Below are 21008 nucleotides of genomic sequence, written 5' to 3' on the forward strand. Positions count from 1 at the left end.
GCCCGCACCACCAGCGAGGAAGCCACGTGAAGATCTCGGACCTCAGCCGCAGGACCGGCGTGCCGGTGGCCAGCATCAAGTACTTCCGACGGGAGGGCCTGCTGCCCGCCGGCCGGGCTACGGCCGCGACGCTGGCCGAGTACGGGGAGGAGCACGTGCAGCGCCTGCGGCTGATCAAGGCGCTGACCACCCTCGGCGGGCTGTCCATCGCCGCCACCCGCGACGTGCTGGCAGCGGTCGACCAGGCCGACAACTCCGACAGGGCCCTCGGTGCGGTCAGCTACGCCCTGCCGGTACCTGTCGCGGCCTCCCCGGCCGGCGATGCCGGCCGGGAAGCGGAGGCCGACGCCGCCGCGGAGGCAGAAGTGGCGGACCTGATCGCGACCCTGGACTGGCAGGTCCCCGGTACCTCCCCGCACGTCCAGGGACTGGCATCGGCGTTGAAGGAGCTGAGGCGGCTCGACGCGGACTATCAGCCGGGCGAACTCGCCGCCTACGCGGAGCTGGCCCGCTCCATCGCCCGCCTCGACCTCGAACGCGCGGCCGCCTTCGAGGACCCGGTGGCCCTGGCCGAACGGGCCGTCATCATCTTCGCGCTCTCCGCCCCCGTGCTCGAACTGCTGCGGCGGCTCGCCCAGGAGGACCAGGTCCGGCGCAGGATCGCACGCGAGGGATCCGACGCGGAATGATCACCGGGGGCTCGTCACCCGGTGAAGGCTCTGTCAGCGGCCGGTGGTGACCACCATCCGGAACCGTGCCCGGCCTTCCGTCATCTTCGCCACCGCGGCGGCGGTGTCCTCGAGCGGCACTTCCTCGGTCCAGGCCCGTACCCCGGTCAGGGCGGCGAACCGGAGGGTGTCCTGTGTGTCGACGGCGGTGCCGGAGGAGTGGGTGTAGATCTTCCGGTCCTCGGCCAGCAGCTGCAAGGGGTTCACGTTCAGCGGGTCGCCCGTGACACCGACGATGACCAGTTCGCCACGGCGGCCGAGGCCGTCGATGGTGGCGGACATGGCACCGGCGTCGGTGACGGTGGCCAGGACGACCTTGGCCCCGCCCAGCGCCTGCAGGGCCTCGGCCACATTGCCGGCGGTGCTGTCGATGTAGCGGGCGGCGCCGAGCTTGTAGGCGAGCGCCTCCTTCTCGCGGCCGCGGGCGATCGCGACGGTGTGGAAGCCCATCTTCTGTGCGAACTGGACACCCAGGTGACCCAGGCCACCCAGGCCCAGGACGGCGACCGTGTCCCCGGGGCCGGCGCCCGTGTGACGCAGTGCGTTGAAGACCGTCACCCCGGCGCAGGCCAGGGGAGCGGCTTCGGTCGCGGTCAGCTCGTCGGGGACCGCGGCCAGCGCGGCGGCCGGGACGACGACGGAGTCGGCGTAGCCGCCGGGGTAGGCCACCCCGGGGATGGACAGCTGCGGACAGTGCACTGCGTCGCCCATCCGGCAGGCGTCGCAGTGCCCGCAGCTGCCGCCGTACCAGCCGACCGCGACCCGGTCGCCGGCCTTCCAGCTCTCGACGCCCTCGCCGAGCGCGTCGATCCGGCCGGCGATCTCGTGGCCCGGCGTGACCGGGAACGTCGTCCCGGGCAGGAGGCCGCCGGCGATCAGCAGGTCGGAGTGGCACACACCGCACGCCTCGACCGCGATCCGCACGGCCCCCGGACCCGGCTCCCGCAGGCCGACCCCGACCAGCTGCGGCGTCGCGCCCGGGGCCGCGATCTGCACTGCGCGCGAGGCGGCGCCCGGTGTGCCGGGGGAAGAAGACATGACCGAACCTTTCGTAGCGGCATGACCCGGCTGAGCCGTACACACCGGCTCGTCCGGCTTTCTGCGTCCACCAGGGGTTGTCCAAGGTCTCCCGGTCCGACGATAAGCAGGCCGTGGCCGCCTCTGCACCTCGGCGCCGGGCCGGAATTCCGGTGCCGGCGATTCGCACGTCGCAGCGGAGAGCAATTCGATGGACGCACACGAGGCGCCCATGCTGGGCGGGGCGTTCGCGACTTCGGCCTTGAACGTCGGTGCGGCCCTGGGACGGATGGCGACGGCGCGGTGATGCTCTTCGACCGCGCGGCGATGGCCGCGGTCGCCGGGACGACCGAACTGCCCGCTTCCGCGCCTGCCCAGGACGCGACGAGAGGCTGAACCGCTCGGTATCAGGCTTGTTGGCGTTGGTGCTCGGCATTCGGTGAAGTGACGTACTGGGCCACTCCGTGCCCCAGCGACCAGTCGATGGATTCGTTTGTGGCCGTCGTGGCTCGTCAGGATCTGGAAGCAGTCGTCAGGGGGAAAGCCGATCGTCTCGACCAGGGCGTCCTGCACTGCGCGACCAAGCGCTTCGAGTCGTCCACGGTCGGCCCTCAGTGCGTCGATACGGACAAGCGGCATATCGGTGTGCCCTCTCTGGAGTGCGCAAGATTGGGTGAGAGGGGATCGTACATACCAGTAGGTACAGAAGTCGATGGTGACGGTGCGTCAAGGCCCCTGCCGAAGCGGGGGAGCTCAGGGCGTTCCGCCCGTTACGGCAGGGGCTTGACGTGTGCGGGCCCGGCGAGCGCTGTCGTCAGATGTCTGTCCAGTCGTCGTCGACGACCTTGCCGTCGTAGGTTCCGCCGACGCAGATCGTGTAGGTGTCCCAGCCCATGAGGACGTCTTGTGGCTGCCCGCCGCCCTCGATGCAGTCCACATCGGTGACGGGCTGTGGCGCCCGGGACGTCGCGGCGGCGGACGCGGTGCCGAGACCGGACGCGGCGACCAGGAGAACCAGCGGCCCGAGAACGCGGGACATTCGACGTATTCGCATAGGGATTCCCTCCCTCTGTCGTCGAACACATGACCTGCCCAGTGTTGTCGCCCCCCGTGTCGAGCCGCATGAACTGCTGCTCCATACGAGGGAACGATGCGCTGTTCAAGCCGCTCCCCGAGCAGCGTGTCCGACGGGTTCACACACGGGGATTCCCCGTCGGACGAGCGTCATCACACCGTGCCGAGCCACTCGGCACGGCCCGAGCCGCGGGGGACGAGGACGGTGCGGAAGGCGCCCGGCGTCTGCGACATGACGACCTGGTCGGTGACGCCCTGGTAGCGGCCGCACGGGGTGTCGGCGGTGAAGGTGTCGGGGTCGAGGTAGGCGTGCCGTTCGCCGGTGCCGGCGAGTTCGCGGGCGTAATCCTTGTCGAGGATGCCGAGGCTGAGGATCCACAGGGCGACCCGGGTGAGCGAGACGTGCACGCGGTAGCTGCCTCCCTCGGTGGCCCGGCGCATGAGTGCGGCGATGATGCCGGTGGTGGCGAGCCAGGGCACCAGGTAGTCGTTGACGACCTTGATCGGAGGCAGGGCCGGGTTGTCGTCGGCGCCTTCGAGATTCATCATGCCGGTCACGCAGCCGGCGGTCTGGTCGAATCCGACGCGGTTGGCCCAGGGCCCGTGCTGCCCGTGGAGGCTGACGGTGGTGTGGATGATGCCGGGCCGGATCGCGGCGGCTTCCTGTGCGGTCAGGCCCAAGCGTTCCAGGTAGCCGGCGCGGTGGTTGGCGTAGAAGACGTCGGCGCCGCGCAGCAGTTCGCGCAGGGTGGCCGCGGCCTGCGGGTCGCGGGTGTGGTCGAGCGTGGCGGAACGCACGCCGACCTGGGCGGTGTAGTAGAGGATGTCGTTCTCGAACTGGCCGGGGCGCCAGATGTTGAGCGCGTCGGCGCCGTGCTGGGCCATGGTGCGGCCGATGGCCGCACCGGCGATGACATGGCCCAGGCCGAGGGCGCGTACGCCGTCCAGCGGCTGGGCGGCACCGGGCGGCAGCGGTTCGGGGTCGCTGTCACCGATCTTCTCGATCTCGATCAGGGGCATGTCCGCCAGGACGTCCCGGTACTGGCGGGTGTCGAGGAACTCCCGCGTACTGCGCAGCATCGGCATGACGACACCGGCGTCCGCACCGGCCTGCTCCAGCTCCGCGCCGTCCCAGCGGGCGATGGCGTTGGAGATCGCCAGGGCGTCGTCAGGGGTGCCCAGCAGCTTCAGGGTGCGGGACTTCAGCGCCGGGTAGATGTTGAGCGGCATCACCCAGCGGCCGTCGCCCGCGCGGTAGAAGGAGAGGGCGAAGGGGTCGTCGGGAGCGACGACGGGGTAGCCGTTGAGCTTCTCCCACTTGGCGTCGTAGAAGGGGCACAGCCGGTGCGGGGCCTTGCGCAGGTCCATGCTGATGTCCTGGCCGGGACCGCCCCGGTGCTGCCACAGCTTGGCCAGGGCGACGGACTTGGCGGTCAGCCCGAGGGCCGGGGCCGCAGCCAGCCGCAGGGTGGAGGGGACGACCGGGTCGGCACCGGTGAAGGAGACCGCGCCGCCCGCGTCCTGCTCGCTCAGGCCCACGCCGCCGAGGACGTCGTCGAGCGCGGCGTGGATGTCGAAGTGGTCCTCGGCCTCGCCGGTGACCGGCTTGCCGAGTGCGGCCTCGATCTTGTCGGTGAGTGTCATGCTGCTGCCTCTTCTGTCGGTGCGGGGGCGGTTTCGGCGAGGGCGCGCATCAGGGCGATCTGCGCGCGGTCGCGGCGGGCGGCGAGTTCGCCGATCGGCTCGTCGGCGAACGCCTCCTGCGCCTGTGCGGTGAGCAGGGCGACGGTGGGCTCGTCGAAGGACGGGTTGCCCAGGGCGGGCCAGGTCGCCTCCATGGCGCGGCCGAGGTGCCGGAGGAAGTGCGGCAGGCCGCCGGGGCCGCCGCCGAGGTGGAAGGTGCGGAACGGGCCGGCGACCGCCCAGCGCAGGCCGATGGAGTCGGTGACGATCTCGTCGAGTTCGGCCTCGGTCACCACGCCCTCGGCGACCAGGTGCACGCACTCGCGGAAGAGCGCGGACTGCAGGCGGTTGGCGACGAAGCCGGGGATCTCCTTGCGCAGGATCTGCGGCTTCTTGCCCAGCGACGCATAGAAGTCGCGGGCCTGCACCAGGGTGTGCGCCGAGGTCCGGGCGCCGGGGACGATCTCCACCAGCGGCACCAGGTGCGGCGGGTTGAAGGGGTGTCCGACGACGAGGCGTTCCGGCTGCCGCATCGCCTCGGCGATCGCGGTGGCGGGGATGCCGGAGGTCGAGGTGGCCAGCAGGGCATGGGCGGGGGCGGCCTGCTCGACGGCCTGCCAGATCTCCTGCTTCACGGCCAGCCGCTCGGGGCCGTTCTCCTGTACGACGTCAGCCTCGGCGACCGCGGTGGCCAGGTCGGCCTCGAAACGGAGCCGGGCGGTCAGGTTCTCGGTGGGCAGCCCGAGTTCCGCCAGGGCCGGGACGATCTCGTCCAGGCCGGCCAGGACCTGGTCCTGCACATCGGGGCGCGGGTCGCAGACGACGACCTCCAGGCCGTGTGCAAGGAACAGTCCGGTCCAGGAGATCCCGATGACGCCGCCGCCGATGACGGCGGCACGCCGGTAGGTGGTGGGCGCGCCCGTGGGTGTGTTCGTCCCCGGGGCCGCGCTGTGTGTGCTCATGGTGTGTGTGCACCGCCTTCTTGAGGGGTTTCTCAGCTGCCGAGGTAGTCGTGGACGACCTCGGCCGGGCTCAGGGTGAGGTCGGTGAGGATGTGGGCGGCGGCGACGACCTCGAGGACCGGCAGGTCCGCGAGCGGAGCCAGCGCATGGGCGAACAGCTCCAGGCGGGCCGGGCCGCGGAAGGCGCTCTTGACCGTGATGTCGGTGATCTGCGTGCGGACGAGTTCGCAGATGCGGGGCCGGCCGTCGTAGCCGGGCACCGCCTTGACCATGAACGTGGGGACGCAGATCTCGGCGCGGGCCTCTTGCAGGTCCATCGGGTGGTGCTTGTAGCCCATGGTGGCGGTGGCCACCCGTAGCGAGCCGTAGTCGAGGGTGCCGACCAGGGTGTCGGAGTCGACGTAGAGCCTGGGGGAGCCGGCCTTCTTCGGGTACGCGCTCAGCTCCCGTCCGCTCGAGATCGCCGGCACGCTGTCGAGGTACATCGCCAAGTTGTACTCGCCGTGCTCGCCCGCGTACTCGACGGGGACGACCTGGCCCGCCTCCGTGTAGTCGCCCAGCCCCGTCACGTCCGGCATCCGCATGATCTCGAACCGCACCAGCGGTTCCGGTACCGACAGCGGCTCGGGAACGACCCGCCGCAGGGCGTCCGGGTCGGTGCGGTACGTGATGTTCAGGTACTCGCGGTCGGTGAACCGGTACCGGGTCGGGGTGAAAGCGGGTGCGTCCAGCGGAGTCGTGAACAGCCGGGCCACGTCTTGCATGTGCATGATTTGGCTTCCTTGGAGACGCCTGTGCCTGTCAGGCGGCTGAGCGGATCCTTCTGCTCAGCGCCTGGAACCACTCCACTCCACGGAGGCCATGTCAGTCCAATATATGTTTCCCGAGCATTCGATATGGTCTTCCATATGGAGTTCACAAAACGCCTGCTGGAGCAGTTCCTCGCCCTGGCCGAGGAGAAGCACTTCGGCCGGGCAGCGGAGCGGCTCTCGATGAGTCAGCCGCCGCTCAGCCAGGCGATGCAGCGCCTCGAGCGCGGTCTCGGAGTGCGGCTCCTCGACCGCGGGCCGGGCGGCGTACGCCTCACCGCGGCGGGTACCGCGTTCGCCGTGGAGGCGCAGCGATTGCTCGACGCCCAGTCCGCCGCCGTCGAGCGCGTCCGGCGCGTCGCGCACGGCCTGGAGGGCGACGTGCGCGTGGGGTACGTGAGCATCCTCAGCCACCGTCATGTGCCCCGGCTGCTGCGCGCCGCGGCCGGCGAACTCCCCGGTCTGCGGATCCACGTGCACCAGGGCTCCACGGCCGTGCTCATCGACATGATCCGCTCCGGCGCCCTGGATCTCGCCTTCATCCGGGACCCCTCGCCCGTCACGGACGACCTGGCCGTCCACGGCTTCGCCACCGAGCGCATCGTCGCGGCCCTGCCCCGCGAGCACCGCCTGGCCGGAGCCGAAACGATCGCTCTCGCAGACCTCCGCGACGACGACTTCGCGCTCCCGAGCGCCACCGCTCTTCCGGGGCTCGCCGCCCAAGGCCAGCTCGCCTGTCGGGAGGCGGGTTTCACACCGCGCTGCCGGGCCGAGGCCGACGACCTCAGCGGCCTCCTCGGCTACATCGCGGCCGGCCTGTGCGTCGGCCTCCTGCCGGAGGATCTGCGCCACTTCCCCGTCCCCGGAATCGCCTTCGTACCGCTCCGGGATTCCTCGCCGCACTTGCGCACCACCGTCGCCGCCGTGCACCACCCGGATGCGGACGCGGCCGTGCACCGTCTCCTGGATCTCATCACGCGGCATACGCGCTCGTAGGCCGGTGACATGAAGCTGATGGGCCCCCGCCGGCCGTGTGCGATGTGTGTGCGGGTGCTTGCGCGGGGTGAGGCAGATGTGAGCCCGCCCATGAGAGCCACGTCACCTACGAGGGCGGGTCGTGGATGCTGGATCGGCTTAATTCGGACATTTGGGGTGGGTTTCGTGGGTTCCCGTTACGAGGTCGGGTCGTAGGTCACACCTTTGCCAGGGGCTTTCGCCGCCGCTAACAATTGCGGAGTCGCATGGCGCCGTGGACCGAGAAACGGCGCTCTCTTCGCGCCAATGACGGCCTCTGCGACGTAAGCGATGGGAAGGTTCCTGCTCCGTTATGCGCTCTGCTTATACCGCTCTGCCCAAGACCCACAAGCTCTCCGCTGCCGGCATTGTTGCTGCCGGTGCCGCCGCCCTGGCGTTCGCGGTCGTTCCCCACGCCTCCGCTGCCGACCACGCCACCGCGGTGAAGACGGTGGCGTGGAACGCGGAGGCTTTCGGTGAGACGCAGCAGGCCGAGCTGGCCAAGGCCACCGACGCCGCCGCCACCCAGGCCAAGACGGACGCCGCCGCCAAGACCAGGGCCGCCGCCCAGGCCAAGGCCGCCGCCCAGGCCAAGGCCGGTGCCGAGGCGAAGGCCAAGGCGGACAAGGAGCGCGCTGCGAAGCAGGCTGCCAGCCGCTCCACCGAGCGCAAGGCCCTCAAGACCGAGGCTCCCGCCGCCCCCGCCGCCCCGGCTCCGAAGCAGTACGCGGACAATCTGGACGGCTGGATCCAGCAGTCGCTGGACATTCTGAAGGCCAAGGGCATCCCGGCCTCGTACGAGGGCATCAAGCGCAATGTGATGCGTGAGTCGACGGGTAACCCGAACGCGATCAACAACTGGGATGTCAACGCTGCTGCGGGTATCCCGTCGAAGGGTCTGCTGCAGATCATCGACCCGACGTTCAAGGCGTATCACGTCGAGGGCACGTCCTGGAACATCTACGACCCGGTCGCCAACATCACCGCTTCCTGCGCGTACGCGGCCGACAAGTACGGCTCCATGGACAACGTCAACTCCGCGTACTGACAGACGCCGGAACAGACACCATCGCACCGCCGGAGGGCGGCGGCACCCCACACCGGGGCGCCGCCGCCCTCCAGTTCACCCAACGCGGCGTTTGGCAAAGCGGCGTGCGAGTTGCGGGACGGCGGTGCCTGCCAAAAGAGCGGCGATCGGCACGAGGACATCCAGCCAGGGATTCCGGAGCGGTTTGTATGTGGCGGTGCCGTTCTTGATCTCGATGAAGCCGCGGGGCCGGGCCCTGACTCCGCCGCCTCCGCTGACTTCGCCGGTCTTGGCTGCTTCGGCCTCGCATCCCGCACCACCACCGAAGCCGAAGCCGAAGCCGAAGCCGATTTCGGCGACCGGGATGATGGTGACGCCCTCCGTGGTGACGGGCTCGCCGTAGACGACCGAGGCGCTCCGGCTGCCGAGTTCGTCAGCCAGACGCTCCAGCAGGGTGGCAGCGGAGACTGCGGGTAACTGGACCATGCCCGCCATCCTGCCGATCTCTGACGGTGTCGGCAACGGCCAGTGAGGGCGTCGTCGGCCGGAACGACCGTGGCAAAGGTCACCCGAATGGCCGACGTTCACGGCCGACGGCAGTAACCGGATTGGCGCAGCCGGGCGGGAGTGCAGCCAGCTGACCTGGTGACTTGGCGTGCCCCGGCGTCGTTCCCCTGTCACTGCGAGCCGCCTTGGCTCGCTGTGAAGGAGGAGTCTTATGCGACTGCGATACGCCCCGCTCGCCATCGCCCTGTCGATCGCCGTTGTCACGCCGTTGTGGTCAGGGACAGCGGAGGCCAAGGATCCGGCTGCGAAGTCCGCTCCCGCGCCCTCGCCCGACGAGGAGGAGGGGCAGCCGGAGGGAGGGCCTTTGGCGCCGCTCTTCGGATTGCTCGGCGGCGTGCCGATCCTCGGAGGGCTGTTCCAACACTGAGGACGATGTGCACCAGGGGGTGTCCGTCGGATTGCGTGGCCATATCGTCGGGCACCCCCTGGCCTGAACCGGTTTCCCACCCGAGTTCCACATCTGACGGACAGCGCGCGGCTCAGGTGAACACCAGCGTCGACGGGCCGTTGATCACCTCGACGCCCTTCTCCGTGGCGCAGTCCGGAATGTTGAGGGTGACCTGGAGGCCGGGGGAGGCCACGGACCTGCCCTTGTACTTCCCCTCGGCCACCTTCCCCTCGACCAGCGACACGATCTCACCGGCCACGGGCTGGACGAGGTTGTGCTTCCGGTAGAGCACCTTGCTGTGCTCGCCCGTGTTCCACGTGACCCACTCCACCGCGGTGGTGGAGAGCGACAGACAGCTGCTCTCCCCGCCGCCTCTGATCACCGACTCGCCCCACTTCACCCCGGGATCCGTCCCCGTGCAGGTGTACTGGGCGCTGCCGGTGATCCGCGAGTGCCGCGGTCGCAGCGTCAGTCCCGGCTCGAAACGGATGGTGGCGCTGCCCACGCAGCTGAGCAGGGGGTGGGACCCGTCGCCGTCGTGAGCCGATGCGGGGAGCGCCGCGGGACCTGCCGCCAGAGCCGACGCCATGGTCACGCACACCAAAGCCCTCTGCCAGGAACGCTTCACAGTGACCCCTTCACTACGGGAACCGGCCGATCCGCATCCTGCCGTTTCCTGACGGGCCTGCCGAGGGGATCGGTGCGCAAATCCGGTTCGGGCCGCAGCATTTGCCCTTCGTGCAGCGCTGGGCGGGGCAAGTGCGCCGCCTGCGTTGCATCGTGAAGCCTCCTACGGCGCGTTTGAGATGTGTTCGATGATGACGAGCGTGCCCCGGCTGCCAGGGCGGACGGAATGTTCCACGCCGTCCTCGACGACATACATCTGTCCCGGGCCCACCTCGACTTCGGCGCCGCCGACCACCAGCCTCAGCGTGCCGTCCAGCACCAGCAACGCCTCCGCCGCATCGTGGGACTCCGGTGCCAGGGGGCGCCCGTCCATCCGCAGCACCTTCACGCCGGCGCTTCCGATCCGCCCGAGCAGGCGCGAGTTCCAGGCGTCCGGCAGTTCCGAGGCATTCCTCTGTATGTCGACAAGGCTCATGGCACACCTCCTGACGGGCTGTCCGTCAGGGGGTGCATGAACCGCCGGGGGACGCCCGCAATCGCGATCAAGGGATGCAGTCACGCTATGACACGGCGGCGATCTGCTGGTCGACCGTTCGGTAAAATGTCTCGCCTGTGTTGGAGAACGGCGGCTCTCCTGATCAGTTCGTTGTCGGTGGCATGGCCGCCAGCGCGGCCTTCGCGACGTCCTGTGCCTCCGCCTCGCAGGCGGGGTGCTTGGTGCCGTCCAGGTAGACCCGGATGACGAGGTTGCCGTCGCGGACGTTGAGCTGGCAGGTCTTCCGGTCGCTCGCGTCTTTCGTGGAGACCGTCCAGTACGCCGCGTCGCCGAAGCCGAGACCGGTCTCGAGGCGCTCGCCCTTCGAGCCGTCGGTGAAGTCCTTCTGCTGCTCTTCCGTGCCGTTCTTGCCGGCCTCCGAGCGGTGCAGCTCCCACGAGACGGATGCGCTGGGGGAGTAGTTCCAGCCGTCCGCCTGAGGCTGGTCCTTGTCGAACCAGAAGCACTCGGTCGTCGCCTTGTCCGTCCCTGTGGGGGAGACATCCTTGTCCTTCCTCCGCTCCTCCCGCAGCGGAAGTTTGGCCACGGCCTCCGAACACACCGGCATCGTCACGTACTTGTCAGGCGGTCCGCCGCCGTCGTCGTCGTTGCGCAGCAGCAGGTACGCGCCCGCGCCGAGTCCCGCCGCGACCACCGCCCCCACCGCCACCCACGTCACGGGGCGCCGGTGGCGGGGCGGCGAGGCGGGGGTGGCGTACGCGGTGAGCACGGCAGTCTGCGGGGCGGCGGGGACAGTGCCCCGCAGGAGTGCCGTGCGCTCGGGGTCGCCGTCCAGCAGGCCCTCGACCCGGGCCCGCTGCTCGTCGACCATCCGGTGCACGGCGGGCGGCCACGGCCGGGCCGTCGGCGCCACCGGGCCGAGGAGGGCCAGCAGTTCGGCCGGCGTGGGCCGGTCGGCCGGGTTCTTGGCCAGGCAGCGGGCGACGATCCCGTACAGGGACTGGGGCACACGGCTCAGGTCGGGCTCGGTGTGCACGACGTTGTAGAGCGTCTGAAGGGCGGAAGGGCCGGCGAACGGGCTGCGGCCGGTCGCCGCCAGGACGAGTACCGAACCGAGCGAGAACACATCGCTCGCTCCGGTCAGTTCCAGACCCTCCGCCTGCTCGGGCGACATGAACGGGGGCGAGCCGACCACCCAGCCGGTGCCGGTGAGTTCGGTGGCGTCCCCGGTCTCCGCCGCCCGGGCGATGCCGAAGTCGATGACCCGGGCACCGTCCTCGGCGAGCAGGACGTTCTCGGGCTTGAGGTCGCGGTGGACGAGACCGGCCCGGTGGATCTCCTCCAGCGCCGTCGCCAGGCCCACCACCAGGCGGTGCAGGGCGGGTTCCGGCAGCGCGCCCGCGCGCTCCACGGCCGCTCCCAGCGAGGGGCCGGCCACGAACACCGAGGCGAGCCAGGGCTGCTCGGCGTCCGCGTCGGCGTCGAGGACGGCCGCCGTGTACGCGCCGGACACCCTCCGCGACGCCTCCACCTCCCGCCGGAAGCGGGAGCGGAAACCGTCGTCGGCCGCGTGCCGGGCGTGCACCAGCTTCACCGCCGCAGGCCGGCCGTCCGGTGCGACCCCGAGCAGGACGCGGCCCATGCCACCGCGACCGAGTTCGGTGAGGAGCATGTACGGTCCGGCTTTCTCCGGCAGCGAGTGCGGTGTGTTCACAGGGATCTCACCGCCGCCACGCTCTGGCGGGTCATGTCTTTGGTGACGTCCTCACAGGCACTCTTGGGGTAGTGGATGCCCTTGACCGCGACGAACAGGGTCAGGTTGCCGTCCCGGGCGTACAGCACGCAGTTGCTCTCGTCGGAGTTCTTCAGCCACATGCCCTCCTCCACGACACCGATGCCCGGGTCGCGCGGGGTCCTGGTCCGCATGTACCAGCCCTCGTAGTGCTTCTTCGCCTGCTCGGCGCCGGTGGGGCCGCCCGAGCGGGAGAGGAAGAGGTCCCAGGAGATGTAGATCTCGTCACCGGAGCGGGTGTTCCAGACGCAGGTCGTCGACGGATGCGTATGTCCGTCGCCGTCGGACTGCTGCCACACCTTGTCGGGGAAGTTGCCCGTGGGTTCGCCGAAACCGGCCGGGGCCTTGATGTTGCGGCGGTCCTGCACGCACGTCGGCACCGTCTTGGTGTACTTGTCCCGCACCTGCGCCAGCGGGGTCGAGCCGGGAGTCGGCACGGGCTCGGGGAAGAACTGGTAGTACAGATCGGCCGGGCCGAGCGCCAGCACGATGGCCGCCACCGTCGCGAGCACCGCGCCCGCCGCGATCGAGGCGGTCAGCCACCGGGGGCGGCGGCGCGGCGCGGAAGCCCGTACCGGGGCCACGGTGGGCGGGGACACGGAGGCGGCCGTGGCCGCGAGCCGGTCTGCCTGGGCCCGGCGGTCCGCTATTCGCTCGTACACCGTTTCCGGCCAGGGACGCGCGGAAGGCGCGAGCGGGCCGATCAGGTCGAGGAGCTGCCCGGGGGTCGGCCGCGCTGCCGGGTCCTTGGCCAGGCACGGCTCGACGATCCGGCGCAGCCGGGGCGGTACGGAGTCCAGGTCGGGGACATCGTGGGCGACGGCGTACATGAGCGCGAGCGGCGAGTGCCCGGCGAAGGGGCTGCGGCCCGTACTGGCCGTGACGAGAGTGACGCCGAGGGAGAACACGTCACTCGCCGGGCCCGGCTGCTCGCCCCGGACCTGCTCGGGCGACATGAACGCGGGCGAGCCGATCAGCGCGCCCGTGTGGGTCAGCTTCGTCTCGTGGTCGGCCGCGCGGGCGATCCCGAAGTCGACGACCCGTACGCCGTCCTCCGTCAGGAGCACGTTCGACGGCTTCAGATCCCGGTGCACGAGCCCCGCCCGGTGGATGTCGACCAGGGCCTGGGCGAGCCCGGCGGCGAGCAGCCGCACCGCCTCCTCGGGCAGCGCCCCGCCCGCGTCCAGCGCCTCGCCCAGCGAGGGCCCCGGAAGGAAGAGCGAGGCGAGCCACGGAGTCGGCGCGTCCGGATCGGCGTCGACGACCGGCGCGGTGTAGGCCCCGGACACCCGCCGTGACGCGTCCACCTCCCGCCGGAACCGGGAACGGAACCCGGGATCCTCCGCCAGATCGGCGTGCACCCGCTTGACGGCCACGAGCCGCCCGTCCGGCGCCACTCCGAGCAGCACCTGTCCCATGCCGCCCTGCCCGAGCACCCCGACCGTCCGGAACGGCCCCACGTGCGTCGGGCCGTCCGTTCCCAGCATCCGCATGCCGAATCCGCCTCCCCCGAAACACGTGGATCTTACTCAGGGCGTGTCCTGTGGGGTGGGGTGGACGCCGGGATGCGCGTGGGGCGCAGGAGAGGGCGGCCGGGCCGCGCCGGCCGCCCTGCCCGGTGCCCGGGCGGTCGGCGCGGGTGCGTTCACACCTTTCGCAGGCCGGCGTTGTCGTTGCGCTGGCCGGGTTTCCGGCTGCGGCGAAAGGGTGCTGTGGGGCGCGAACGACGTTCTCTGCCAGACGGATACGTGGTCGATTTCCGCATCAACTGACGACGTGTGTCACATGCGCATCACGCGAACTCCGCGTCGCCTTCCCGCGCGTCCCACCGCACACTGTCGCCCCACGGGTAACTCCGGGTGTCTCGCGTCGAAGCGGTTCACTATGACCGGGACTTGATCGCGCAGGTGATCGGACACCTCGATCAAGAGCGGACGCACACTCGCGCTAGTGTGCGGGGGTGAGTCTTCATGTCGTCGTAGGATTCGGGCCCGCCGGGGCGGCCACTGCTCGGCTGCTGGTCGAAAAGGGTCATTCGGTACGGGTTGTCACCAAGTCAGGTCGAAGCCCGGAGCCCGGCATCGAACACGTCGCATTGGACGCGGCGGACGGCAAGCAGCTGACCGCGGCCGTGCAGGGTGCAGCCGCGATCTACAGCTGTGCCGCGCCGCCCTACCATCGCTGGGCGAGTGAATGGCCGCCGCTGGCCTCGTCGCTCTGCGCGGCGGCCGAGGCGACCGGGGCCGTCCTGGTCATGCTGGGCAACCTCTACGGCTACGGTCCGGTGGACGGGCCCATGACCGAGGAGCTGCCGCTCGCGGCGACCGGCCCCAAGGGGCGGGTGCGCGCCACCGTCTGGGAGCAGGCGCAGAAACTGCATGAGCAGGGTCGCATCAGAGCGGTCGAGGTGCGGGCCTCGGACTTCTTCGGGCCCGGCGTCACCGACGGCGGTCACCTGGCTGCGCACGTCATGCCCCGACTGCTGCGCGGAAAGCCGGTCTCCACGCTCGGGGATCCGGACGCCCCGCACAGCTGGAGCTATCTCCCCGATGTGGCCGACGCGCTGGTCGAGGTCGCGGGCGAGGAAAGGGCCTGGGGACGGGCCTGGCACGTCCCGACGGCGCCCGCGCTGTCCACCCGGGAGATGGTCGGCCGCCTTGCCGCTCGGTCGGGAACGGGACCGGTCGCCGTGCGCGGGCTGCCGTCCGCCGCGCTGAGTTTCGTGTCGCTCTTCTCCCCGTTGATCCGCGAACTCAAGGAGATTCGCTACCAGTTCGACCGGCCGTTTGTGGTCGATTCGAGCGCCTACGAAGCCGAATTCGCCGTACGAGCCACCCCTGTCGACGAGCAGGTCGAGGCGACGGTGGACTGGTGGCGTGAGCGACTGGCCGTCGGCGGATGACAGCAGGGGCCCGTGATTGGCGCGCGGGGTGCGCTCGCCCTCTGTACCTTTTAGGCTGATAGGGGGCAGTACTCGCCGACGGTCCGGGCCCCGCCGCACCGCTTGCCGGTGCCCCTTGTCCTGGAGTCCTCCATGACCACACCTCGGGACTTGCTGATCACCGTCATGGACGTGGCGACCGGCCACCCCGTGGAGCGGGGCGAGCTGTCGCTCGCGCTGGCGGGAGCGGAGCTGATCGACCTCCTGGCCGCCGGGGCCGCCCAGCTGGACGGCGAACGGATCGTGCCCGGCCACCAGGCGTCCCTGGCCGATCGCCTGCTGGATCAGGCCGCGGCGTCGCTGACGCGGGAAGCGCCGTACGAGCCGGTCGGCGACTGGCTGTGGCGCAGGGGCCGCGACCTGACCTCGGCCTATCTGGCCGCTCTTGAGGAGGAGGGGCAGGCCACGCGCCGACGTCGTGGCCGGATGCCCTTCCGCGCCGGTGAGCTGGTGCTGGTCGACTCGCCCGATCGCCGTCTGGCGGGGGACCGGTGGGCGGCGCACGAGCCCGTCCTCGCCGCCCTCGCGAAGGCCGTCGGGATCCGCAGCGAGGGGGCCGGAGACGCCCAGGACGTGGCCGACGACGAGGTGGAGACCGTACTCGCCGCGGTCAATGAGGCGTTGATAGAGCTGGAAGGCGTCCGGCAGCGGCGCGCCGTCGAGCAGGCGGCCTTCGACAACATCTGGCGGGGCGACGGCGACTGACGAAGGTGTCCGGACGGCCGTCCGGCCCCAAGGCGATCCTGGCCGACCCAGGGGAGAGCGCCGATGCGGCATGCCGTACCGTTCCTCCCCTGCAACAGCCCCCCCACCTCCAGCAAGGATCCCCTGTGCCGCTCAACGCCCGCCGTCAGAGACAGACCTTCGAAGCCGCCGTCCCCCTGCTGTCCCAGGGGGAGCAGGTCGAACTCATCACCTGTGCCAACGTCGGCTCCGTCTCGGTGCGCAGGCAGGTCGCAGCCGCGGCAGTGGTCGGCGTGCTCAGCGCCGGCACCATGACGATGTCGGTCCGGCCGCGGCAGATGTACATCGTCCTCACCGACCAGCGGCTGCTGTTCCTCGATGCCTCGACCGCCTCCGGCAAACCGGGCAAGCTTCTCATAAACCTGTGGCGCTCCTGCGTGTCGGCGGGCGCGCCGAGGAAGGGCATGCTCGGCCTCACGCTGGTCACCGAGCTGGCCGTGGCAGGCCAGGACAAGGGACTCAAGCTCGCCTTCCCCGCGCCGTGCCGGGAGGAGGGCCGACAGCTGGTGGGCTCCCTGCCGGCCACTCCCTGAGGCGCTTCCGCCTCCGTCAGGCCGCGTTCCCCGGCTCCGGTCTCCCGGGGGCCGCGGCCGGGGTGCCGGTCAGCGGACGAACTTCCAGGTGATTCGTCGGTATCCGGTGAGAAGTCGCCTTCCGCGCTCATGGAATGGCGAATTTGCGTTTTGGTGGCGGGATTTCCTCCATGCCGCGATTTCCGGCGTTGACAGGAATCCGCGGAGGCTGTTCACTCCGGGGCGGTTCCACGCGGCGTCCGGAGGACCGGCTGCCCCGGCGGCCGTCACCCACATCGGCGACGTGCGCATTGGCCCGCCCGCACGCAGGGCAGGGAGAAGGGACGGTGGGCATCCGTCCGAGACGACAGGCTGGCTGAGGTGGAGCGATGAAGACTGCCCGGTTGATGGCGACGACTCTGGCCGCGGCGCTGGCACTGACCGCCGCGCCCCTGGCGTCCGCGACGTCCGCGGGCCCCAAGCGCCTGACTCTCTCGAACAAGGACAACAGACAGTCCGTCACCGTGCACAAGGGCGACGAGGTCACCGTCCGGCTCTCGGGTGACCAGACCGCCGAATCGACCTGGGGGTGGAGCGGCCCCACAGCCGCCGACGGCGCCGTGCTCCGCCGGGATACCGCAGGCGTGTCACCGACCGGCGATGCCACCGCGGTCTTCCACGCCCGCGCCGCCGGGACGACCACCCTCGATTCCCAGCTGCGGTGCAGGCCCCATCCCGGTCATGTCTGCTCACATGTGGTCGTTCCATGGCAGGTCACCGTACGGGTGCGGTAGTCGGCTACGCCTCCTCGCTGCGGTAGCGTGGGCGGGCGGAGGCAGTAAGCAGAGTGACGGCGGTGACAGGAGCGATGGAGTATCCGGTCCCCGACGTCGTGGCCTACCTGGCCGGACGGTGGACCGTCGCCCGCACTCTGGAGGACCGGGCGACGGGCACTGCCGGCGAGTTTCACGGCACGGCCGAATTCCGCACGTCCGACGACGGCACGTGTCTGCTGCACGCCGAGCACGGCGAGCTGACCTGGGGCGGAACGGTCAACCGAGCGGGCCGCACGCTTCGGCTGCTGCCCCGGCCCGACGGCACCGCAGACGTGACCTTCTCCGACGGTCGTCCCTTCCACGACCTGGACCTGCGCTCGGGGCGCTGGACCGTGCACCACCCCTGCGGCTGCGACCACTACGAGGGCACGTTCACCGCCGTCTCACCCGACGAGTGGCAACTGCACTGGCGCACCACCGGCCCTGCCAAGGACCATGTGCAGCACTCGGTCTACAAGCGTGTGCCGGTCATCGAGACGTGCCGCTGTCCGTGCCGAGCTGCAGGCCGAGATGGGTCCAGCTGACTTCCGGGCGTCCGAGTGAGTCCTCGCGCTCCGCGAGGTGGATCATCTCGAGTCCGTGGCTTCGGGCCAGGTCGACGGTCTCCTGCCCGGAGACGGGGAACATGCGGCGGCCGGCCGGGACCGGGCCGTGGCGCAGGGAGAGGATCACTCGGCCCCCGGTGTCGAGGAGGCCGGCCAGGCGGGACATGGCCGTGGCACGCTGCCGTTCGTCCAGGTGCATCCAGACCCCGGTCAGGAGGACGAGGTCGAAGCGGTGCCGCTGCGCGCTGAGGACCGGCAGTTCGGGCAGGGCGTCGTCGACCCACTCGATCTCCTGGTCCGCATGGATACGCCGGCCCAGAGCGCGAAGCTCGGCGGTGGGTTCGGCGGCGACGACCTGGTGGCCCTGGGCGGCCAGGGCCGCCGCGTCGCGCCCGCTGCCGGCCCCGACGTCCAGGACCCGGCTCGGCCGGGAGGGGAACAGGTGCAGGACCTCGCGGTGCACCTCGGCGAAGGTCACGCTCTCGTACTGCTCGGCCAGGGCCGCGGCCGCATCGCCGTATCCGGCGGTACTGGCCATGGCGAGCAGGCCCTCGGTGGTCGTGTCACGGTTCATGACGGCGCACCCTATGCCCGGGATCGGCCCGGGTGCCACGACGAAGATCACTTGGCGGGTCGGCACCCGTCCCGCCCTCTCGCCTCAGGTCCGGACCACGGCGAGGGGGAGGGGCGGGTTGCCGCCCTGGGCCCGGAATTGATGATCGGTCATGCCGGGAAGGCAAGTCAATCCTCGGGTTTCATGGCATATCCCCAAGCGATAACTTGGGGATGTGACCATAGACGACCTGCGTGTCTTCGTGGCGGTGTGCCAGGCCGGGAGCCTGAGCGCCGTCGCCCGCGACCTCTCCTGCACCCAGTCGGCGGTGAGCCAGCACGTGAAGCGGCTGGAACGGGAGACGGGAGTGCAGCTTCTGGAGCGGCAGCCGCGCGGTGTAGCGCCCACAGCCGCGGGACGCCTTCTGCAGGCGGCGGCCGCCGACGGCATCGCCGGACTCGACCTCGCTCTGCGCAGACTCGGGGAACTCGCCCGCGGGGAAGCCGGATCCGTGCGCGTGACGACGGGCGCCACCACGGTGCGGCACTTCATGTCCCAGGCCGTCGTCGCCTTCCGCAGGAACCACCCCAAGGTGAACCTGGAGTTCCGGACGGAGACCTCCAGCCGCAGTTGCTTCGACGCGCTCGCCTCCAACGCCGTCGACCTGGCCTGGATCACCATCGGCAGCCCGGTCCGCGGCATCGAGCAGCGCCCCGTCGTGGAACTGCCGTGGGTGCTGGCGGTCCGGGCCGACGACCCGATGGCCGGCCGCACGCACGTCGAGGCCGCCGACCTCTCCGGTATCCGGCACATCAGGCTCCCGGAGAACTCCTCCTCCCGAGCCCACCTGGACGCGGCCTTCGCGCAGCTGGGCGTCCACCTCACCTCCGACACCGGCGTCGCCGACTGGGACACCGCCATCCTGCTGGCCGAACTCGGCCTCGGACACGCAGTCGTCCCCGCCCTGCCCGACGGGCATGCCTCAGGCGAATCGGGCGCCCTGCGGTTCCTGCCCATCCCCAGTCTGCCGCCGCTCCCGGTGGGCTGGGCCGTACGCTGCTGGGACGCCCTCACCCCGCTCGCCCGCACCTTCGCGGACACCGTCCGCCGCCACTGCACTACCGATCGATCAGCGGCAGCGCCGGAAACGAGTGGTCCTGCCAGATGAGGCGGGAGGTCTCCTCCGGGTAGGCGGTGACGGCCGATTGCGCATCGAAGAGCTGATCGAAGAGCTGTGTGAGGCGCTGCTCGGCGTCGTATGCGGGCCAGCCGGGGTCGCCGTGCGTGGCGAACGCCGTCCATGCGGTGCGCATACGCGCGGACAGCTCCTCCGCGGCGGGGGACGGGCTCTCGCCGAGCAGCGCGGCAGGCTGGCCGCTGCGCAGGTTGCCGAACACGAGAGGCACGTCCAGGCCGTGGCAGGCGCCGAGGACACCCCCCATTCCCGGGGCGGGCCAGATCAGTTCGTACAGGTGGGATCGTCCGCCGCCGGCGATCTGCGCCTGGGCCAGGTGGAGGCTCGGCATGCGGAACAGCCAGTCCGAGTTGACCAGTTCGTACAGCTCCTCCGGGCCTGCGGCCGGAAACCCGTCACGGTACCGGCGGGCGCCGTCCGGGCCGGGCGCGAAGAGCTGGAGAGCAGTCGCCGCCTGCTCGTCCGTCACCCGGCCGAGCGTGCCGTCGAGCGCGGTGAACAGCCGCTGCTCGTCACGGGTGTGTCCGACGAGGAGTCCGACGTCCCGGCCGGCGCCGTCGGCCAGGGCCTGCCAGGGGGTGACGGGCAGAACGTCGCCGTCGACGATGGGCGAGAACAGGACCGACCTGTGCGCGGGCCGACCCCAGCGCTCCGCGAACGAGGCCGACTTGGCGACGACCGCATCGCCGGCGGCCGACAGCCGGTTGGGGGCCACGGCCGACAGGGCGGTCACCGTGGGCCGCAGCCCCAGCTCGGCGGCACAGACGACGGCGATGTCGGCGGCGAGTGCCGATGAGAAGAACGTCCCTCCCACGCTCTGCGCGACCGCCCGCCGGAAGAGCCCGGCCGCGCGCGGCATCGCCAGCAGCGCGGCGACCGATCCCGCACCCGCCGACTGGCCGAAGACCGTGACACGGTCCGGGTCGCCTCCGAAGGCCCGGATGTTGTCGCGCACCCACTCCAGCGCGGCCACCTGATCGAGCAGGCCGCGGTTGTCGGGCGCTCCGTCGATGTGCGCGAACCCCTCGATGCCCACGCGGTAGTTGAACGTCACCACGACGACACCGCCGTCCCGGGCGAGGCGCGCCCCGTCGTACTCGGGGAGGTGGGACATGCCGAAGCAGTAGGCGCCGCCGTGGATCCACACCATCACGGGAAGTCCCGCTCCCGGGTGCGGCTCGGGCGACCAGACGTTGACCGTCAGCCAGTCGGTGCCCGCCGCGTCCCGCGACAGCGCGTCCATGCCGAAGAAACCGGCCTGCGGAGGCGGCGGGCCGTACGCCACCGCACTGCGCACGCCCTCCCAGCCTCCGGCCGGCCGCGGCGCGGCGAAACGGAGCGCGCCCACCGGCGGCTCGGCGAAGGGGATGCCACGGAAGACCGCCAGGCCCTCTTCCCTGCTGCCGCGCAGCGCACCGGCTGCCGTGCGGACCTCGGGCTCGAAGCCGGCAGGCTCGGACGCGGAAGTCGCCATCACAGTCCCCTCCCAGGCAGCAAG

General features: G+C 70.9%; 22 protein-coding genes. 10 read left to right on the forward strand and 12 right to left on the reverse strand.

All coding sequences use genetic code 11. The features are described from left to right. The first annotated feature begins 26 nt into the window (after window positions 1-26). Window positions 27-689, forward strand: coding sequence for a MerR family transcriptional regulator (locus tag AC1Z4A_RS31005; protein ID WP_483683199.1), 663 nt, complete (start codon window positions 27-29; stop codon window positions 687-689). 33 nt (window positions 690-722) lie between these two features. On the opposite strand, the gene AC1Z4A_RS31010 is transcribed toward AC1Z4A_RS31005, so the two are convergent. From AC1Z4A_RS31010 to AC1Z4A_RS31030, 5 genes are all read right to left on the reverse strand, one after another. After that, a complete protein-coding gene (locus AC1Z4A_RS31010) occupies window positions 723-1766 on the reverse strand; it encodes an alcohol dehydrogenase catalytic domain-containing protein (RefSeq protein ID WP_483683200.1) in 1044 nt (347 codons plus the stop codon). 793 nt (window positions 1767-2559) lie between these two features. Then, window positions 2560-2784, reverse strand: coding sequence for a hypothetical protein (locus AC1Z4A_RS31015; protein WP_483683201.1), 225 nt, complete (start codon window positions 2782-2784; stop codon window positions 2560-2562). Between the two features lie 188 nt (window positions 2785-2972). Then, on the reverse strand, window positions 2973-4463 hold the full coding sequence (locus AC1Z4A_RS31020) for a CoA transferase (protein ID WP_483683202.1): 1491 nt from the start codon (window positions 4461-4463) through the stop codon (window positions 2973-2975). Further along, entirely contained in the window at window positions 4460-5464 is a 1005-nt protein-coding gene (locus tag AC1Z4A_RS31025; RefSeq protein ID WP_483683203.1) for a 3-hydroxyacyl-CoA dehydrogenase family protein, read from the reverse strand. Before AC1Z4A_RS31025 ends, AC1Z4A_RS31020 begins: the two co-directional genes overlap by 4 nt. Before the next feature lie 32 nt (window positions 5465-5496). Further along, window positions 5497-6234 carry an acetoacetate decarboxylase gene (locus AC1Z4A_RS31030; protein ID WP_483683204.1) on the reverse strand — a complete coding sequence of 246 codons (738 nt, stop codon included), beginning with the start codon at window positions 6232-6234 and terminating at the stop codon, window positions 5497-5499. Between the two features lie 138 nt (window positions 6235-6372). On the opposite strand from AC1Z4A_RS31030, the gene AC1Z4A_RS31035 reads away from it, so the two are divergent. Together AC1Z4A_RS31035 and AC1Z4A_RS31040 are read left to right on the forward strand one after the other, a co-directional pair. Then, window positions 6373-7269 (forward strand): LysR substrate-binding domain-containing protein, encoded by an 897-nt coding sequence (locus AC1Z4A_RS31035; protein ID WP_483683205.1) that lies wholly within the window; start codon window positions 6373-6375, stop codon window positions 7267-7269. Between the two features lie 331 nt (window positions 7270-7600). Beyond that, window positions 7601-8335, forward strand: coding sequence for a transglycosylase SLT domain-containing protein (locus AC1Z4A_RS31040; RefSeq protein WP_483683206.1), 735 nt, complete (start codon window positions 7601-7603; stop codon window positions 8333-8335). Between the two features lie 75 nt (window positions 8336-8410). Here the strand turns inward: AC1Z4A_RS31040 and AC1Z4A_RS31045 are convergent, their stop codons facing one another. Next, window positions 8411-8800: a spore germination protein GerW family protein gene (locus AC1Z4A_RS31045; RefSeq protein WP_483683207.1), complete on the reverse strand. Its 390-nt coding sequence runs from the start codon at window positions 8798-8800 to the stop codon at window positions 8411-8413. 232 nt (window positions 8801-9032) lie between these two features. On the opposite strand from AC1Z4A_RS31045, the gene AC1Z4A_RS31050 reads away from it, so the two are divergent. After that, a complete protein-coding gene (locus AC1Z4A_RS31050) occupies window positions 9033-9248 on the forward strand; it encodes a hypothetical protein (RefSeq protein ID WP_483683208.1) in 216 nt (71 codons plus the stop codon). A 112-nt stretch (window positions 9249-9360) separates the two neighbouring features. Here AC1Z4A_RS31050 and AC1Z4A_RS31055 read toward each other — a convergent pair whose 3' ends face one another. The 4 genes from AC1Z4A_RS31055 to AC1Z4A_RS31070 form a co-directional block, all read right to left on the reverse strand. After that, complete coding sequence (locus tag AC1Z4A_RS31055; protein ID WP_483683209.1) at window positions 9361-9858, reverse strand: hypothetical protein; 498 nt, start codon at window positions 9856-9858, stop codon at window positions 9361-9363. Between the two features lie 201 nt (window positions 9859-10059). Continuing rightward, a complete protein-coding gene (locus AC1Z4A_RS31060) occupies window positions 10060-10371 on the reverse strand; it encodes a cupin domain-containing protein (RefSeq protein ID WP_483683210.1) in 312 nt (103 codons plus the stop codon). 163 nt (window positions 10372-10534) lie between these two features. Next, window positions 10535-12106, reverse strand: coding sequence for a serine/threonine-protein kinase (locus tag AC1Z4A_RS31065; protein WP_483683211.1), 1572 nt, complete (start codon window positions 12104-12106; stop codon window positions 10535-10537). After that, entirely contained in the window at window positions 12103-13677 is a 1575-nt protein-coding gene (locus AC1Z4A_RS31070; RefSeq protein WP_483683212.1) for a serine/threonine-protein kinase, read from the reverse strand. Before AC1Z4A_RS31070 ends, AC1Z4A_RS31065 begins: the two co-directional genes overlap by 4 nt. Before the next feature lie 467 nt (window positions 13678-14144). Between AC1Z4A_RS31070 and AC1Z4A_RS31075 the strand changes: the two genes are divergently transcribed. From AC1Z4A_RS31075 to AC1Z4A_RS31095, 5 genes are all read left to right on the forward strand, one after another. Then, window positions 14145-15086: an NAD-dependent epimerase/dehydratase family protein gene (locus tag AC1Z4A_RS31075; protein WP_483683213.1), complete on the forward strand. Its 942-nt coding sequence runs from the start codon at window positions 14145-14147 to the stop codon at window positions 15084-15086. Between the two features lie 132 nt (window positions 15087-15218). Continuing rightward, a complete protein-coding gene (locus AC1Z4A_RS31080) occupies window positions 15219-15830 on the forward strand; it encodes a GOLPH3/VPS74 family protein (protein WP_483683214.1) in 612 nt (203 codons plus the stop codon). A 125-nt stretch (window positions 15831-15955) separates the two neighbouring features. Further along, on the forward strand, window positions 15956-16402 hold the full coding sequence (locus AC1Z4A_RS31085; protein WP_483683215.1) for a hypothetical protein: 447 nt from the start codon (window positions 15956-15958) through the stop codon (window positions 16400-16402). Between the two features lie 368 nt (window positions 16403-16770). Continuing rightward, the gene (locus AC1Z4A_RS31090) at window positions 16771-17175 is read left to right on the forward strand and encodes a hypothetical protein (RefSeq protein WP_483683216.1); all 405 of its coding nucleotides are present in this window, start codon (window positions 16771-16773) and stop codon (window positions 17173-17175) included. A 62-nt stretch (window positions 17176-17237) separates the two neighbouring features. Further along, window positions 17238-17741, forward strand: a complete 504-nt coding sequence (locus AC1Z4A_RS31095; RefSeq protein ID WP_483683217.1) for a DUF6314 family protein — start codon at window positions 17238-17240, stop codon at window positions 17739-17741. Here AC1Z4A_RS31095 and AC1Z4A_RS31100 read toward each other — a convergent pair. Next, entirely contained in the window at window positions 17686-18336 is a 651-nt protein-coding gene (locus AC1Z4A_RS31100; protein ID WP_483683218.1) for a class I SAM-dependent methyltransferase, read from the reverse strand. The genes AC1Z4A_RS31095 and AC1Z4A_RS31100 overlap by 56 nt on opposite strands. Before the next feature lie 214 nt (window positions 18337-18550). Between AC1Z4A_RS31100 and AC1Z4A_RS31105 the strand changes: the two genes are divergently transcribed. Next, window positions 18551-19483: a LysR family transcriptional regulator gene (locus AC1Z4A_RS31105; RefSeq protein ID WP_483683219.1), complete on the forward strand. Its 933-nt coding sequence runs from the start codon at window positions 18551-18553 to the stop codon at window positions 19481-19483. Here the strand turns inward: AC1Z4A_RS31105 and AC1Z4A_RS31110 are convergent. Then, window positions 19434-20984: a carboxylesterase/lipase family protein gene (locus tag AC1Z4A_RS31110; RefSeq protein ID WP_483683220.1), complete on the reverse strand. Its 1551-nt coding sequence runs from the start codon at window positions 20982-20984 to the stop codon at window positions 19434-19436. The genes AC1Z4A_RS31105 and AC1Z4A_RS31110 overlap by 50 nt on opposite strands. Window positions 20985-21008: the final 24 nt, after the last annotated feature.

The organism is Streptomyces sp. 17_S59 (assembly GCF_056930295.1).